General features: G+C 44.3%; 15 protein-coding genes. 3 read left to right on the plus strand and 12 right to left on the minus strand.

The genetic code is table 11. The features are described 5' to 3' along the window. Positions 1 to 6: 6 nt before the first annotated feature. From MHH61_RS18500 to MHH61_RS18510, 3 genes are read right to left on the minus strand one after another with little or no spacing between them, the layout of a single operon-like run. Complete coding sequence (locus tag MHH61_RS18500; RefSeq protein WP_025093180.1) at positions 7 to 492, minus strand: DMT family transporter; 486 nt, start codon at positions 490 to 492, stop codon at positions 7 to 9. Between the two features lie 21 nt (positions 493 to 513). After that, positions 514 to 1,194: a Crp/Fnr family transcriptional regulator gene (locus MHH61_RS18505; RefSeq protein ID WP_098677256.1), complete on the minus strand. Its 681-nt coding sequence runs from the start codon at positions 1,192 to 1,194 to the stop codon at positions 514 to 516. 13 nt (positions 1,195 to 1,207) lie between these two features. Beyond that, the gene (locus MHH61_RS18510; protein ID WP_125587018.1) at positions 1,208 to 1,633 is read right to left on the minus strand and encodes a DMT family transporter; all 426 of its coding nucleotides are present in this window, start codon (positions 1,631 to 1,633) and stop codon (positions 1,208 to 1,210) included. 211 nt (positions 1,634 to 1,844) lie between these two features. Here MHH61_RS18510 and MHH61_RS18515 point away from each other — a divergent pair, with 211 nt between their 5' ends. Next, positions 1,845 to 3,272, plus strand: coding sequence for an aldehyde dehydrogenase family protein (locus MHH61_RS18515; RefSeq protein WP_025093179.1), 1,428 nt, complete (start codon positions 1,845 to 1,847; stop codon positions 3,270 to 3,272). Positions 3,273 to 3,343: 71 nt separating this feature from the next. On the opposite strand, the gene MHH61_RS18520 is transcribed toward MHH61_RS18515, so the two are convergent. Next, entirely contained in the window at positions 3,344 to 3,742 is a 399-nt protein-coding gene (locus MHH61_RS18520) for a DUF3221 domain-containing protein (protein WP_157834346.1), read from the minus strand. A 260-nt stretch (positions 3,743 to 4,002) separates the two neighbouring features. Between MHH61_RS18520 and MHH61_RS18525 the strand changes: the two genes are divergently transcribed. Both MHH61_RS18525 and cysI read left to right on the plus strand, forming a co-directional pair. Next, positions 4,003 to 5,823 (plus strand): assimilatory sulfite reductase (NADPH) flavoprotein subunit, encoded by a 1,821-nt coding sequence (locus MHH61_RS18525; RefSeq protein WP_125587019.1) that lies wholly within the window; start codon positions 4,003 to 4,005, stop codon positions 5,821 to 5,823. A 33-nt stretch (positions 5,824 to 5,856) separates the two neighbouring features. Next, positions 5,857 to 7,575 carry an assimilatory sulfite reductase (NADPH) hemoprotein subunit gene (gene cysI, locus MHH61_RS18530; RefSeq protein WP_125587020.1) on the plus strand — a complete coding sequence of 573 codons (1,719 nt, stop codon included), beginning with the start codon at positions 5,857 to 5,859 and terminating at the stop codon, positions 7,573 to 7,575. A 29-nt stretch (positions 7,576 to 7,604) separates the two neighbouring features. On the opposite strand, the gene MHH61_RS18535 is transcribed toward cysI, so the two are convergent. From MHH61_RS18535 to MHH61_RS18570, 8 genes are read right to left on the minus strand one after another with little or no spacing between them, the layout of a single operon-like run. Then, complete coding sequence (locus MHH61_RS18535) at positions 7,605 to 9,539, minus strand: AMP-binding protein (RefSeq protein WP_125587021.1); 1,935 nt, start codon at positions 9,537 to 9,539, stop codon at positions 7,605 to 7,607. Positions 9,540 to 9,555: 16 nt separating this feature from the next. Then, positions 9,556 to 11,079, minus strand: a complete 1,524-nt coding sequence (locus MHH61_RS18540; RefSeq protein WP_125587022.1) for an acyl-CoA carboxylase subunit beta — start codon at positions 11,077 to 11,079, stop codon at positions 9,556 to 9,558. A gap of 18 nt (positions 11,080 to 11,097) precedes the next feature. Beyond that, positions 11,098 to 11,880 carry an enoyl-CoA hydratase gene (locus MHH61_RS18545; RefSeq protein WP_368004458.1) on the minus strand — a complete coding sequence of 261 codons (783 nt, stop codon included), beginning with the start codon at positions 11,878 to 11,880 and terminating at the stop codon, positions 11,098 to 11,100. 12 nt (positions 11,881 to 11,892) lie between these two features. Beyond that, entirely contained in the window at positions 11,893 to 12,801 is a 909-nt protein-coding gene (locus MHH61_RS18550) for a hydroxymethylglutaryl-CoA lyase (protein ID WP_125587024.1), read from the minus strand. A gap of 11 nt (positions 12,802 to 12,812) precedes the next feature. Continuing rightward, positions 12,813 to 13,028 (minus strand): acetyl-CoA carboxylase biotin carboxyl carrier protein subunit, encoded by a 216-nt coding sequence (locus MHH61_RS18555; RefSeq protein ID WP_024425681.1) that lies wholly within the window; start codon positions 13,026 to 13,028, stop codon positions 12,813 to 12,815. Continuing rightward, complete coding sequence (locus MHH61_RS18560) at positions 13,025 to 14,374, minus strand: acetyl-CoA carboxylase biotin carboxylase subunit (protein ID WP_125587025.1); 1,350 nt, start codon at positions 14,372 to 14,374, stop codon at positions 13,025 to 13,027. Before MHH61_RS18560 ends, MHH61_RS18555 begins: the two co-directional genes overlap by 4 nt. 8 nt (positions 14,375 to 14,382) lie before the next feature. Further along, positions 14,383 to 16,020 carry an AMP-binding protein gene (locus MHH61_RS18565; RefSeq protein ID WP_125587026.1) on the minus strand — a complete coding sequence of 546 codons (1,638 nt, stop codon included), beginning with the start codon at positions 16,018 to 16,020 and terminating at the stop codon, positions 14,383 to 14,385. A 42-nt stretch (positions 16,021 to 16,062) separates the two neighbouring features. After that, a complete protein-coding gene (locus MHH61_RS18570) occupies positions 16,063 to 17,205 on the minus strand; it encodes an acyl-CoA dehydrogenase family protein (RefSeq protein WP_125587027.1) in 1,143 nt (380 codons plus the stop codon). Positions 17,206 to 17,216 lie beyond the last annotated feature (11 nt).

Genomic DNA, 17,216 nt, shown 5'->3' on the forward strand with positions numbered 1-17,216 from the left:
GGCAGCTTACTCTTGTGGCAGCCCTTTTTCTTCTGATTGATCCTCTTCTGCTGACTCCAATTTGGTCAATTTAAACACCAGGATCCCCGCAACAATCACAATGACACCTAATAGTTTTGCGGGAGAAAATTCCACTTTCTCTAACCCAAGCCAGCCAAGCGAATCGAACAAAAGCGCGGAGCCGAGCTGTGAAATCAGGACAATCGAGATTCCATAAGTCGGGCCAAGCCGTTTGATGCTTTGAACGAGGCAGATGACCACCCCTACTCCAATGGCTCCGCTAATCCAGTACCACGCTTCCATATGTCTTAATTGAAACATGCCGGTTCCTTCTAGCAAAAGACCCATCAAAAGTGAAGCAATAAAGCCCATACCTAGAACGAGAGTGGTCGTTGACCAAGAGCCTGTCTGCTCATTGACCTTACTGTTAAAAATGGTTTGTAAGCTGACGAGTGCGCCAGCCGTGATGGCTAATCCTATTCCTATGATCATGTCTGAATCCCTTCATTTCTTCTATTCATAAATGTTTCGCTCCGCTATTTCTAAGAGTCCTTCCCGATCAAGAATTGTAATCTTCCCTCTTCGCCTCTCTATCAGCCCTTTTTCACAAAATTGCTGAATCACCCGGTTAATATGACGGTAGCTTGTACCAATTAAGCTCGCCGCATCAGTAAGACGCAGTGCGCTCGCGCTGTTATCCCCTGTTAACACAGACAATAAGTAGCTTGCGAGTCTGACCTCTACAGGGTATAAAAGGTGGAAGCTCAAATCGTTTGATTTCGTATAAAATTTGTTTGTGATGCCCTTTAGTAAAAAGGTTAACACGCGGGGGTCATCCTTCGCATGGCGCATGAGCGCTTGATGAGAAATCCTTAGCATATGTACTTCTGTGACAGCCTCCACTGTATTGACCATATCAGTCTGCTGAACGTATTCAATATCTCCAATCGCTTCAAGAGGATGTTTAAAACAAAGAATGAAGGTCTTTCCTTCTTTTGTGGTGGTGAAAATCTTTAATTTTCCTTTTACTAACAAGTACAAGTGCTCCCTCTGATCTCCCTTTGAACAAATCAGCTCACCTTGCTCATAGCGCCATAAGCTGACGTGTGATATGAGTTTCTGATGAAAGACGTTTTCTAATTCATGTGCCTTGAGATAAGTGGAAAATAGAGATTCATCATGAAGCTCCTCCATCTGACGCCCTCCTTTATAGCTTTAAAATGATTACGCCTGCGATCATCAATAGAATTCCTGCATAATGCGGCCATTTCATTTTCTTCTTCTGTACACCAAACCATCCTTTTGCATCGATTGCAAAGGTAAATGCCAGCTGAGCAATGAGTAAAGCAGCGATGGTCAGTGTGACACCGATCATTTGAATCGCAGTCACTTCATTGAAAATAATAATGGCTGCAAATGCACCGCCTACTAAATAAAAAGGCTGCACCTTTTGATATTCCCTGAAGTGTCCGTCACGTACGATCAGTAAAATGATCAGTGCGATCATAAAGCCGGTCAGCTGCGTGATGGTTGCCGCCTGCCATGTCCCGATATCCTGGCTGATTCTTGCGTTTGCGACGCCTTGCAGTGTAATACAAGCGCCTCCTAATAAAGCGAAAATAACACCTTTCATTCGTTCAAATGCTCCTTCTTTTTCAGTCTAGTTCCATTAAAAGATAGATGCCCTGATGTTGAAAAGGACATATGTCCCACTTTGCGTATTATATCAGAAACTTTTTCTTTTACAGTTGCATCGTTTTAGATTTTTCACAGTGGGTACAGTTTTATATCACCTGAAAACAGAATATTGAATGGAATCACATATAAAAAGGAGACATGTCAGAATGAGAAATCAAGAGAAACATTTTATTAACGGAGAATGGATCGCATCAACAGGAAACGAAACGACGGAAGTCATCAATCCTGCTACAGAGGAAGTCATTGGCACCATTAGTTTAGGTACAAAAGAAGATTTAGATAAGGCAGTCAAAGCTGCTCGTGCCGCCTTCCCTTCTTTCTCAAAAACATCTCGAAATGAACGCGTAAAGATGCTGGAAAACATTGTGCGTGGCTACGAAAAGCGTAAGGATGAACTAATTGAAGTCATGACACAAGAGCTCGGTGCACCGCTGAAAGTATCGGAAGAGGTTCATTACAAAATGGGACATGAACATTTTTCTAAAGCAGCGGAAGCACTTAAATCGTATACATTTACTGAGGACCGCGGCGGGCACACTATTATAAAAGAAGCGATTGGTGTCAGCGGATTGATTACACCTTGGAATTTCCCAACAAATCAAACATCACTTAAAATCGCGGGTGCCATTGCAGCAGGCTCACCAGTTGTCTTAAAGCCTGCGGAAATTACACCTTTTGCCGCAATGATTCTAGCAGACATCATTGATGAAGCTGGCGTACCGAAAGGCGTCTTCAACCTAGTTAACGGAACTGGTGATGTCATTGGTGACGGCATTAGCTCACACCCTGATATTGACTTTGTTTCATTTACGGGATCAGGTGCTGTCGGCTCTAAAATAATGGAAAATGCTGCAGACAATATTAAGAAAGTGGCTCTTGAGCTCGGCGGGAAATCCCCTCTTATCGTCTTAGATGATGCAGATGTGGATGAGGCAGCCGAAACAGCCGTTCATCATATTGCGATGAATACAGGTCAAGTGTGTTCCGCAGCTACACGTGTGCTGATTCCTGAATCAATGAAAGACGCATTTGAAAAAGCGCTGCTGAATGCTCTGCCGAAGTTTACAGTTGGTGATCCGCGAGAAGATCACGCCACTGGTCCGCTTGTCTCCAAAAAGCAATGGGATACCGTGCAGTCTTATATTGAAAAAGGAATTGAAGAAGGTGCTCACCTGCTTGCTGGGGGAACTGGTAAGCCGGACGGACTAGACAAAGGATATTTCGCCAAGCATACTATTTTCACAAATGTGAAAAATGATATGACCATTGCGCAAGAGGAAATATTCGGACCCGTCATGAGTGTGATCACATATCAAGACTTGGATCATGCCCTTGAGATTGCCAATGATACAGTGTACGGTCTTGCTGGCTATGTGGTTGGAAAAGATGAAAAAACACTAAAATATGTAGCTGAACATATTCGTGCCGGTCAAATTACCATTAACAACGCCGAAACAGATTACTTTGCCCCATTTGGCGGCTTTAAGCAATCTGGTATCGGAAGAGAATGGGGAGACTTCGGTATCGAGGAATATTTAGAAGTGAAAGCTGTGATGGGACTTCCAACAGCATAATTTGAAAAAGGAGAAAAACTCTAAGGTTTTTCTCCTTTTTTCATGATAGAAAGAATCTGCCCCCTGCTCCCCTACTTATCCATCATGATTTTATATTTTTCGACCGTTGCTTTAGGAGGAAACGATTCTTGTAACTCATCAAACCAAACCTCAATCGTTTGACCCTGTGACAGCTCTTTAGAGTCTACTTTTGTTAAATCCATAACGATGAGATCATTTTTATACTTTTCAATAAGAAGATGAGTTTTCAATGAATCATCGCTTTTTAATGGCGTTTTATTGTTTATAAGAAGTAAATTCGTCTCCCCTTTTCTTAGCAGGATGCCTTTTTTTGAAAAAGGTGCTGTTGTTTTATTCTGATTGTATGAATCTTTTATATTATCCTTTGGAGAATTGCACGCTACTAATAAAATGAGAAAAATCAAGATGACAAGCCGAAAACATTTTATATTTTTAAACTTTATCTGCATCAACTTTCATACACCCCTTTTCAATCCCTTACGATCGTCTCTTCATTCAAAACGGCCCATTTTTCTAAAGATGCTTTATACAGTTAAACGATTCACCTTCAAGTTCCTTCTCCTTGCAAAGGTATTAGAAATCTTAATCATGACAATCAATATTATATATTTTACTTAATGGCAAACTTTCGGTAAAGTTCAAATTGAACCTATATATATAATTCCTATCGAATTAATCTATGTTTATATTCCTTGTGAGGTGGATATCGTTGCAACTTCATGTATTGAACAGTCCGTTTAGTCAGGAGCAGGCAGAACTGCTTAATCAGCTGCTTCCGACTTTAACAGATCAGCAAAAAATTTGGCTTACCGGTTATTTATCAGCACAGGCAGCTTTAGCCGGATCAGAAAATACTGCCCAAACCCCTTCTCCATCTGCTGCAGTACCAGCGCAACCTGTCAGCAAAGATGTGACCGTGCTTTATGGCTCGCAAACAGGCAATTCTGAAGGGTTAGCAAAAAAGACAGCGCAGCATCTTGAAGAGAAAGGTTTTCAAGTAACGCTCTCTTCCATGTCAGATTTTAAACCAAATAGTCTGAAAAAAATAAACAATTTACTGATTATCGTCAGCACACATGGCGAGGGAGATCCGCCTGATAATGCCCTTTCTTTCCATGAATATGTTCACGGCAGACGGGCACCAAAGCTCGATCATTTAAGCTTTTCTGTCCTATCACTTGGTGACAGCTCCTACGAATTCTTCTGTCAAACAGGTAAAGAATTTGATGAGCGTTTAAAAGAGCTTGGCGGAACGCGTCTTTTCGATCGAGTGGACTGTGATCTTGATTATGATGAGCCGTTTTCTGAATGGCTTCAAGGGGTGGCATCTTCACTTAGCGAAGGCGGAGCCGCAGCAACCCCGCAGGAATCAGCGGAAGCAAACACTCAAACGACTGCATCTGAATACTCAAGAACAAATCCTTTTTATGCTGAAGTGCTTGAAAATATCAACCTAAATGGCCGCGGTTCTAATAAAGAAACCCGTCATTTGGAGCTTTCTCTTGAAGGATCAGGGCTTGTTTATGAGCCGGGTGACAGCCTTGGTATTTATCCAACAAATGATCCAGCGCTTGTTGATGAATTGATTACAGCCTGCGGATGGAATGCAGAGGAAGCCGTAACCGTTCATAAAAACGGCGACACGCTTCCTTTAAAAGAAGCACTTACCTCTCATTTTGAGATTACCGTATTGACAAAACCTCTTCTTCAAAAGATGGCGTCCTTTACAAAAAGCGAAGCCTTGCAGGCCCTTTTAGAAGAAGGAAACGAAGAAAAGTTAAAAGCATATATAGCAGGAAGAGATTTAGTAGATGCTGCTCGTGATTTCAGTCCTTTTGAAGGAACAGCGGCAGACTTCACTGCCATTTTAAGAAAAATTCCGGCTCGCCTTTATTCCATTGCAAGCAGCCTGAAAGCAAATGAAGAAGAAGTTCATTTGACGATCGGTGCTGTGAGATATGATGCTCACGGAAGAGAACGTCAAGGTGTCTGCTCAATCTTATGTGCGGAGCGCTTAGAACCAGGTGATAAGCTGCCTGTTTATATCCAGCACAATCAAAACTTTAAGCTTCCTGAAAACCCTGAAGCACCGATCATTATGGTAGGACCAGGCACAGGCATCGCCCCTTTCCGTTCCTTTATGCAGGAGCGTGAGGAAGTCGGTGCAGATGGAAAGTCATGGTTGTTCTTCGGTGATCAGCACTTTGTGACGGATTTCTTATATCAAACCGAATGGCAAAAGTGGTTAAAAGATGGTGTGTTAACAAAAATGGATGTGGCTTTTTCAAGAGATTCAGAGGAAAAAGTATATGTCCAGCACCAAATGAAGAAACAAAGTAAAGAATTATTCGAATGGCTGGAGCAAGGTGCCTATGTATATGTCTGCGGAGATGAAAAACATATGGCGCATGATGTTCATGATACCCTTCTATCAATCATCCAAGAAGAAGGTGCGATGAGCAAAGAGAAAGCAGAAAGCTATCTAGCCAACATGCAGCAGCAAAAACGCTATCAGCGTGACGTATATTGATTGAATGCTTGAAAGAAAGGAGCTTTTACTTACATGGTGAAGACAGCATTAACAGCGCCGGATGGACCTCCGAGCGACGTAGAGGAAATCAAAGAAAAAAGTGATTATTTACGGGGTACTTTAAAAGAAGTGATGCTTGATCCGATTTCAGCGGGTATTCCTGATGATGATAACCGTCTGATGAAGCATCACGGCAGTTATTTACAGGATGATCGTGACTTGAGAAATGAACGGCAAAAACAAAAGCTTGAGCCTGCCTATCAATTTATGCTGCGCGTCCGCCTGCCTGGCGGAATCGCTACATCCAAACAGTGGCTTGTGATGGATGAGCTTGCTCATAAATATGGAAACGGTACGTTAAAGCTGACAACTCGTGAAACCTTTCAGCTTCACGGTATTTTAAAATGGAACATGAAAAAGACCATTCAAGACATTCATTCCACTATGCTTGATACGATCGCTGCTTGCGGCGATGTGAACCGTAATGTCATGTGTACATCAAACCCCTATCAATCAGAAGTGCACCATGATGTATACGAGCTCGCCAAAAAATTAAGTGATGACCTGCTTCCGCAAACAAGAGCGTATCATGAAATTTGGCTTGATGAGGAAAAGGTAGCAGCAACGCCTGATACAGAGGTTGAGCCGATGTATGGTCCACTTTATTTGCCAAGAAAATTCAAGATTGGTGTGGCGGTCCCTCCTGCTAACGATATTGATGTTTTTTCGCAGGATTTAGGCTTCATTGCGATTATTGAAAATGATCAATTAGTCGGTTTTAATGTCGCGATTGGCGGTGGAATGGGCATGACTCATGGTGATACAGCGACCTATCCTCAGCTTGCAAAAGTAATTGGCTTTTGTACACCGGAACAAGTTGTAGAGATTGCCAAACAAGTGATCACCATCCAGCGGGACTACGGAAACCGTTCGGTGAGAAAAAATGCCCGCTTTAAATATACAGTGGACCGCCTCGGTCTTGAGAATGTAAAAGAAGAGCTTGAGCGCCGCCTTGGATTTACCCTATTAGACGCAAGAGATTATCACTTCGATCATAACGGTGACCGCTATGGCTGGGTAAAAGGCATTAATGGCAGATGGCATTATACGATGTTTGTAGAAGGCGGACGTATCACGGATTACGATGATTATCCGCTGATGACAGGCATTCGTGAAATCGCAAAGATTCATACAGGTGACTTCCGCTTAACAGCGAATCAAAATTTGATCATTGGAAACGTCACATCTCATAAAAAGAAACAAATCGAGCAGCTCATTCAGGAGTTTGGTTTGTCAGATGGACAGCAGCACTCTGCACTGCGCCGCAGTTCAATGGCCTGTGTTGCTCTTCCGACATGCGGCTTAGCGATGGCAGAGGCAGAACGCTACCTCCCGCGCTTAATTGACAAAATTGAAGAGATTGTCGAAGAAAATGGCTTAAGTGATAAAGAAATCACGATTCGTATGACTGGATGTCCAAATGGATGCGCCCGACATGCGCTTGGTGAAATTGGCTTTATCGGGAAATCACCTGGTAAATACAACATGTATCTTGGCGCTGCGTTTGATGGCAGCAGATTAAGTAAACTGTACCGAGAAAATGTAGGAGAAGAAGACATTTTAAATGAGCTTGGCACTCTACTCCCCCGCTATGCAAAAGAACGCGAGGAACATGAACATTTCGGTGATTTTGTGATTCGGGCAGGTATTGTAAAAGAAACAACAGATGGCACGAATTTTCATGTGCAATAAAAAAGACAGGACGTTCTCCTGTCTTTTTTTTATGGACTTTGTTTTCTTTTCAAGTATTCGCAAATGCTGTTATACACATCAGGATTATCTAAAGACGAAAGATCTGGTGAAGGCTGCTGTTCATAAGCTCCTTTTAATAAACGCCGGACGATTTTTCCGTTTCTTGTTTTCGGTAAAGCTGAAATGAGATGAATTTCCTTTGGTGTGAGCGCTTTTCCCGCATATGAACCAACATGTATTTTGAGCTCTTGAATGAGTGCTGCTTCTTCAAAAGTCTGTGAACTGGCCACAATGAAACAAACTAGTGCTTCTCCCTTCACCTCATCCTTTACTCCAATCACAGCAGCCTCATGTACGGCTGGATGCCCGACAAGAATGGATTCAATTTCAGCTGGACCAATGCGTTTACCTGCTGTATTAATGACATCATCCGATCTGCCCGTGATATGGAATGCGCCATCCTCTGATTGCATCACCCAATCACCGTGCGTCCACACCCCATCAAATCGTTTAAAATAGGTGTCTTCATATCGCTCCGGATCATTCCAAAACCCGCATGTCATGCCGACCCACGGCTTTTTCACAACAAGCTCCCCTACCTCATTCAGAACGCTCTCTCCTGCCTCATTATACACATCTGCCGCCATTCCTAAGATGGCCGCATTAAAAAGGATCGGTTTGATTGGACGAAGCAGCGTACTTCCTACAATACCGCCAGAAACCTCTGTTCCCCCTGAGTAATTTAAGATTGGAATGTGCTTTTGACCAATGGTGTCAAAAAGCCATTGCCATGGTGCTTCATTCCACGGTTCACCTGTAGATATGATGGCTTTCACATGCGGCAGCTCAATGTCTGAAAGGTTTTGCTGCATCGCAGAACGAACAAAAGTAGGTGAAAGTCCAAAATGGGTGACTTTTTGCTCGTGGATGAATGACCAAAGGTGCTGTTCATCTGGATAATCGGGGGCGCCGTCATATAAAACAATTGCAGCTCCATTGATCAAGCCGCCAAAGACGAGAAAGGGCCCCATCATCCACCCCATGTCTGTGAGCCAAAACAAACGGTCTCCTTTTGCAACGTCCATACAAAGACCGGCATCAAAAGCCGCTTTTACAGGAAAGCCTGCGTGTGTATGGACAGCCCCTTTTGGTGTACCGGTTGTTCCAGACGTGTACAAGATCATAAGGGGATCTTCATTTGAAAGATAAGTCGTTTTATTCATTGGTTCCTCTTTTAACAAATCGTTTAGCTGAATATCCTCTTTATATCCAGTAGAAGAGGAAGCATGTACAATGACTGTTTGGACAGTCTTGGTTTTGTCGATCGCTTCTGCCGCACATTCACGCATGTTGATCGTCTTTCCCCGGCGCGTGACGCTAGAGCCTGTGACGACAATGGTTGCACCTGATGCACGAATACGTACGGCAAGAGGCTCGCTTCCATAGCCAGAAAAAACCGGGCTAAAGATGACACCAATCTTTGCAAAGGCAAGCATGACAGCAGCCGTTTCCGGAAGCATCGGCATATAAATGACCGCTACATCCCCTTTTTGTATTCCCTTCTTCAAAAAACCAGCAGCGAGACGATTGACCTTTTCTTGAAGTTCGAGGAACGTCCATCTTCTCTCTTCTTCCGCTTCATTTCTCCACATCACAGCTGGTTGATGCTGGGTTTCTTCATTCTCTGCCCATTTGTCAACAGCCGTTTCGACCACGTTGAGCTGGCCGCCTTTATACCAATTGGGCCACATGAATGAATCTTGGCCTAATGCGGCTTCATACGGCTCCTTCCACACGATGCCGACCGCCTTTTCGGCTTCTCTCCAAAACCAATCGGTCCGCTCGATACTAGCTTGATAGAACGCATCATAAGTAGAAAAACCAAGTGAATGCATCCATTTGTAAAGGCGTGTTTGTTTCATCATCTGCTCTTCGGGTATCCACGCTGGTTTTAGGTTCATCATAAGGCCGCCCCCTCCTTTAGACCGGATAAACCGGATGTTTTCGTCTTGTAAATGTCATCTCTTTAGAGGTATAGGCTTGTAATCTATGACGAAGCTCATCTCGCAAATGGTCAAATGGGATGACACCATCGACAATCATTTCAGAGGCAAGCTCATATATATTCATGTCTTCCTGGTATTCCTTGCGTTTCTCTTGAATAAATGCCGCTCTTTCCTCAGCAGGCAGTTCGGCAATTTTATTCGCATAGACAGCATTTACAGCGGCTTCTGGCCCCATGACAGCAATTTGTGCTGATGGAAGTGCGAGACAGCAGTCCGGTTCAAAGGCTGGCCCTGCCATTGCATATAAACCTGCACCATATGCTTTACGAACAATGACGGATATTTTCGGAACGGTTGCCTCTGACATGGCGGAGATCATTTTCGCCCCGTGCCTGATAATGCCTGCTTGTTCCACTTTTGTTCCGATCATAAACCCCGGTATATCGGCAAGGAAAAGGAGTGGAATATGAAAGGCGTCACATAGCTGAATAAACTTAGCCGCTTTGTCGGCTGAGTCATGGAATAAAACGCCGCCTTTTACCCTCGGCTGGTTGGCAATAAGACCGACAGGCTGACCATTCATGCGGCCAAAGCCTGTGATCAATTCTGCGGCAAACAGCTTTTTGATTTCAAAAAATGATCCTTCATCAATGAGTAAATCAATGAACTGATACATATCAAAAGGGGTATTCTGCCCTTTAGGGATGAGGTCTTGGATGGTGATCTCTGATGGTTTAGGTGCGATTGCGGCTGCCCGTTTTGGTTTTTCTGTATAGTTGGCAGGCATGTAAGTTAAATAAGTGCGGGCGATTTGAATGGCTTCTTCCTCTGTTTTTGCTAAAATATCGCCGCATCCAGAAATGCTGCAATGCATTTTTGCCCCGCCCATTTCTTCAAGTGATACTTTCTCTCCAATGACCATTTCGGCCATTCGCGGTGAGCCTAAGTACATTGAGGCATTCCCTTCGACCATGACGACGATGTCACAAAAAGCAGGAATGTAAGCACCTCCGGCTGCCGAAGGACCAAATAGTAAACAAATTTGCGGAATACGTCCAGACAGCTTCACTTGGTTATAAAAAATGCGGCCTGCACCCCTTCTGCCTGGAAACATGGCGATTTGATCGGTGATTCTAGCACCCGCAGAGTCAACTAAATACAGCATTGGGCAGTTGAGCTTTTCGGCTGTTTCCTGGATTCTAATGATTTTTTCTACCGTTTTGACACCCCATGATCCTGCCTTGACGGTAGAATCATTTGCCATAACGCAAACAGTCTGCCCATTCATCCGCCCTGTCCCTGTGACAACACCATCTGCTGGTAAATGTTCATTTTGACACTCGGCAAACATGGCATCCTCAATGAAAGAATCCTCATCTAATAACAACTGGAGGCGGTCACGGACGAACAATTTTCCTTTTTCTTCGTTTTTTTGATGGTATCGGTCGGCCCCGCCTTTCAGAATCTGCTGTTTTTTTAGTTCATATCCTTCGATCATACCCATTCCCCTTTCTTGCTACCTGCCTCTGTATTGAGGCGTTCGTTTTTCTTGGAAGGCTTGAAGACCTTCCGTTCGATCTTCTGTCTCAATGAGCCGTAGATACGCTTCGTATTCCTTTGTCAAACCTGTATGCAAATCGTGATCAAGGCTTGATTGAATCGCTTGTTTCGCTTCTTTTAAGGCAAGCGGGCCATTTTTGATGATTTGTTTTGCAAGAGAGATGGCATCGTTCATGAGGGAATCTGCTACAGAGATTTGCTCAATCAGCCCAATTTGAATGGCTTCTTCTGCTTGTAATGATGCGCCTGTGAAAATAAGTTCTTTTGCTTTACCGAGTCCAATGAGGCGCGGAAGGCGCTGCGTCCCTCCGGCTCCTGGTATGATAGCTAGTCCTGTTTCTGGCAGGCCGAGTCTTGCTCCGGCTCGTGCAATGCGGAGATCACAAGCGAGCGCGAGCTCAAGTCCTCCGCCTAGTGCATGTCCGTTCATCACTGCAATGACAGGTACAGGAATAGATTCAATCTCGATAAAGGTTTGCTGAATTGAAAGAACAGCTCCTTTTGCTTCTGCTTCTGTCATCAATCGTCGTTCTTTTAAATCTGCTCCAGCACAAAAGACTTTTGAACCGGCTCCTGTAATGAGAAGACAGCGAATGCTTTCATCGTGTTTGATTTCTTGAATGATTTGATTGATCTCCTCCAGCATTGGAGCAGATAGGGAATTCGCTTGTTCTGGCCTGTTTAAGGTCATGATGCCGATCTGTTCATCTTGTATCGAAAAATGGACCAATGATGTCATGTTATTCATCCTTTATGAAGTAGTCTGAGAGTGATAAGCGCGTAAACAGTGACTAGGCAGGGTTCGATCTACTTTTGCTTCAATCCATTCTGCCGCTTTAATTAATGCAGGAAGGTGAATATTTGTCTCAATTCCTAGTTTTTGAAGCATATGCACCACATCTTCTGTCGCCACATTTCCGCTGGAACCAGGTGCGTAGGGACATCCGCCAAGCCCGCCGCTGGAGGAGTCAAATATGGTGATCCCTGCTTTTAATGCCGTATAAATATTCGCAAGAGCCATCCCCTTCGTATCATGAAAATGAAGAGCGATTTTATCAGCAGGAAAACGTTCGAGTAAAATGTCTAAGCGTCTTTCTACTTGAAGCGGATGGGCTTCACCGATGGTGTCACCGAGAGATATTTCATCAATGCCATAAGAAAGCAAAATATCCGTTAGCCGGAGGACTTGATCCATTGGCACTTGTTTTTCATATGGGCAGCCAAACACGGTGGAAATATACGCGCGTGTGTTTTTTCCTGCTGCTTTTAAATCAGCTGTCATTTGTTTGATAACAGGAAGTGTTTCGTGGATGGATTGATTCATATTTTTCTTGTTATGTGTTTCACTCGAAGAGATGAACATAGCGCCTGTGTCAAGATTGGCTTCAAAAAAATGAGCTAAGCCTTTTTCATTGGGAATGAGTGCTGCATAGGTGATGCCGTCTTTTTTGTTAAAGGATTGGGTGAGTTCTTTGGCATCTTTTAAGGCTGGAACCCATTTAGGATGAACAAATGATGTGACTTCAATATAAGGGAGCTGGGCTGCTGCGAGCAGATCAATCCACGTTCGCTTCTCGCCTGTGTCAAGCCAGACTGATTCATTTTGCAGTCCGTCCCGCGGGCCGACCTCCCTGATAAGCACACTCTTTGGTAATGCCATCTGGCTCCCTCCTATTCTGATAGTTCTAAAAGAACCTCTCCTTCATCGACAAACTCTCCCTCTGCCTTATACACTTTACTGATGATCCCGCCCTCTTCAGCAACGATCGGAATCTCCATTTTCATTGATTCTAAGATGGCAACCTCCTGTCCTTTTTGCACTTCATCGCCTTGTTTCACAAGAAGCTTCCACAAGTTTCCGGCCATTTGAATTGTGACAGTTTTCATGAACGGTTTTCCTCCCTTTTTTTCATGAGAAAATCGGTGGTGATGCTGCCTTGTAAGAAAGCAGAAGATCCGGCCATTTCCCTTAAAAGCGGTAAGTTGGTTTTGATCCCTTCTATTTCATATGCTTGTAATGCCCCTTTTAATCGTTCTATTGCAAGTTTTCGTGTATCACCGTAAACGATCATTTTCGCAATCATTGGATCGTAAAAAGGGGTAATGATGCTTCCATTTGTCACGCTTGACTCATGACGGATATACGGAGCTTCAGGTGTGGAAAGCCGAGTGATCGTTCCTGGTGATGGATAAAAGGTGACGGGATCTTCCGCATAAATTCTAACCTCGATGGCATGGCCGATTTGATGAATATCCTCCTGATTAAAGGAAAGCGGCTCACATGCAGCGATTTTCAGCTGCTCCTCGACAAGGTCAATGCCTGTAATTTCTTCTGTGATAGGGTGCTCTACTTGTAATCTTGTGTTCATTTCTAGGAAATAAAATTGTTGATGCTGATCAACTAAACATTCAATCGTTCCTGCATTTTCATACCCAATCGCTTTGGCTGCTTTGACGGCCATCTCCCCCATCTGATGTCTCACCGATTCATCGAGACAGACGGCTGGTGCTTCTTCAATGATTTTTTGATGTCTTCGCTGGAGTGAACAGTCGCGCTCAAATAAGTGAACCCCATGGCCGAAGGAATCAAAAAGGACCTGAATTTCAATGTGCCGAGCGTTTTCAATGACCTTTTCCATATACAGCGTCCCATCGTTGAAAAAGCTTTGCGCTCTTTTTTGATTCCCTTCAAAAGCCCTGTACAGCTCCTCGTCATTTTGCACGAGCTGCATGCCAATTCCTCCGCCCCCGCTTGATGCCTTGAGCATGATCGGATAACCGAGTGACTGCGCCTGACTGACCCCTTCTTCTGCATCATGCAGCGGAGCTGAAACGCCTGGTACAATGGGGATACCTGCTTGAGCCATCGTTTTTCTTGCTTCAATTTTATTCCCCATTCGCTGAATGACTTGTGCGGATGGGCCAATAAAGGCGATTCCTTCGCTGCGGCAGCGTTCTGCAAAGGCTGCATTTTCTGATAAGAGGCCATATCCTGGGTGGATGGCATCTGTATGTGTCTGTTTGGCTACACGAATGATGGCTTCCATGTTTAAATAGCTTTCAGATACTTTCGCGCCTCCAATCAGATAGGCGCTGTCTGCTTCTTGCACATGAAGTGCATGCTGATCTGCTTCTGAATAAACGGCAACGGTGTGGATTCCGAGCCTTTTACACGTTCGAATAATTCGCCTAGCAATTTCGCCTCGATTTGCAATCAGTACTTGTTGAAACATCACTGCCTTCACTCCTTTATTAGATCAAGCGCCTGCTTTTTCAGACGAAATTTTTGAATCTTCCCTGATGCGGTCATTGGATACTCGTCAGTGATGAAAAAATATTTAGGAATTTTGTAGCGAGCCATTTGCGACTGACAATAGCTGGTGAGTGTCTCAATTGTCACCGTCCTACCTTGTTTAAGCCGAATGAATGCGGCGGCTTCTTCTCCATACGTCTCGTCAGGTATACCAACGACCTGTGCATCAAGAATATCCGGATGAGTATAAAGAACATCCTCAATTTCTTTTGGATAAACATTCTCCCCGCCTCTAATGATCATATCTTTCAGCCGTCCTGTGATTTTCACATAGCCGTCCTCATCCATCTCTGCTAAATCACCCGTATGAAGCCAGCCGTCCTGATCAATCACTTCATTTGTGGCTTCTTCATTTTTATAGTAGCCTTTCATCACATGATAGCCTCTTGTACACAGCTCTCCTTGTTCTCCTCTTGGTACTTCCTCCGGCGTGCCTGGAACGGTGATTTTCACTTCAATGTGAGGAAGCGCCCGGCCGACCGTTTGAACCCGCCTTTCAAATGAATCATCCGTTCTTGTTTGGGTAATGACAGGAGAGCTTTCGGTCTGGCCGTAAGCAATTGTGAGCTCCTTCAGTCCCATTTGTTCAATGACGGCTTTCATCACATGGGATGGGCAAAGAGATCCTGCCATAATGCCCGTTCGTAATGTGGACAGATCGTATTGGTGAAAATTCGGATGGTCGAGCTCTGCAATGAACATTGTCGGGACGCCGTGAAGGACGGTGCACTTCTCTTTTTCTACGGTTTGAAGAACTCGCTCTGGGTGGAAGGATTCAATTGGAATGATCGTTCCTCCTTTTGTGAGACATGCAAGCACGCCAAGGACGGATCCAAAGCAATGAAAAAAAGGAACAGGGATACACATTCGGTCCTTTTGGGTGAGCTTCATACAATCTGCGATTTGGCTGGCATTGCAGACAATGTTTGTATGGCTGAGCATGACTCCTTTTGGATAGCCGGTTGTGCCTGAGGTATATTGCATATTAATGACGTCATCCGGTGCAAGCTCATCCATTCGTTTCTCCCACTCATCATCCTCTGTTCTTTTGGCAGCTGCTTGAATACTGTTCCAGCTGCGCATGCCCTTTGGCGTGTGCTCACCTATATAGACGACACTTTTTAAATAAGGAAAAGATGAGGATGTGATCTCTCCTTGATGAGCGTTTTGAAGCTCCGGTATGAGTTCATCAAGCATTTTGACATAGGATGTCTCTTTAAATCCGTCTACGATAAACAGCATGCTGCTATCAGAGTGCTTGAGTAAATAAGCGAGTTCTTGTGATTGAAAGTTTGTATTCACGGTGACAAGAACGGCTCCAATCGACGCGCAGGCGAATTGCAGCATGAGCCATTCGGGTACATTGGGCGCCATGATGGCGATATGATCCCCTTTTTGAACCCCTAATGCCATAAGACCTTTCCCGGTTTCCTTGACTTCTCGATAAAACGCTTCATATGAATAACGTAAAGAACGTTCTGGATACACAATGGCTTCATGTGCTGGATGCTGATCCTTTTTCTCTTTTAATAACGAGCCGATTGTTTGTGGATGAATCGACATCATGGCTTTCCTCCTCCATTGATGGTAAGCGTTTTCATTATCGGATTACGCTAACAGTTGTCTTGCGATGACGAGACGCTGAATTTCAGAGGTCCCTTCTCCAATTTCCATTAGCTTGGCATCTCTCACAAGCCGTTCTACACCACATTCTTTCATGTAGCCTGTTCCCCCGTGAATTTGAACAGCATCAAGACTTGCTTTTGTCGCCATTTCAGAAGCGAAGAGTTTGGCATAGGCAGCTTCTTTTGTAAACGGCTTGCCGTGATCTTTCAGCCAAGCGGCTTTCCAAACCATTTGTCTAGCGAGCTCTATTTGCATCGCCATATCTGCCAGCTTAAATTGAATCGCTTGGAAGGAAGAAAGGGTCTGCCCAAATTGCTTTCTTTCTTTTGCATGCGAGAGCGAAGCATCTAGTGCAGCTTGTGCGATGCCAACTGATAACGCAGCAATTGAAATGCGCCCCCCGTCTAATGTATATAAAAATTGCTTAAAGCCTTTCGTTGGGTCTCCTAAAATATTCTGGGCTGGTACACGTACACCGTCTAAAATGATTTCTGCTGTATCTGAACCGCGCACGCCCATTTTGTCATATGGATTTGTAATGGTCAGCCCTTTTTGCCCTTTCTCCACAATGAAGGCGGAGATGATCGGGCGGCCGTTTTCATCTTGATCCGAGACAGCAGTGACGATAATGGTTCTGGCAAAATTGGCGTTTGTGATCCAGCACTTTTCCCCGCTAATGACATACTCTTGTCCGTCTTTGACTGCTTTTGTTTTCGTCCCTTTTGCATCTGACCCTGCATTTGGTTCTGTTAATCCGAAGGAACCAAGTGCTGTTCCAGAAGCCAGCGGGACAAGGTGGTCCATCTTTTGCTTCTCTGTACCGAAGTAATAAAGCGGGCTTGCGCCTAAGGAGACGGCTGCAGCATAGCTAAGACCTGTACTACCGCACTGTTTTCCGATTTCTTCTACAGCGAGTGCATATGATATCGTATCTCCTCCTGAGCCGCCGTATTTCTCTGGAAAGGGGATGCCCATAAAGCCGAGCTCCCCCATTTTTTGAAACGTTTTGGCTGGGAATACGGCCTGTTCATCAATCGTTTGAGCGAGTGGTGCAATTTCTGCTTTGGCGAAATCTTTGACCATCTGGCGGATCATTTGTTGTTCTTTCGTTAATTCAAAATCCATCTTGCTTCCCC

Source organism: Bacillus sp. FSL K6-3154 (genome assembly GCF_040869395.1).
GTDB lineage: Bacteria > Bacillota > Bacilli > Bacillales > Bacillaceae > Bacillus > Bacillus safensis.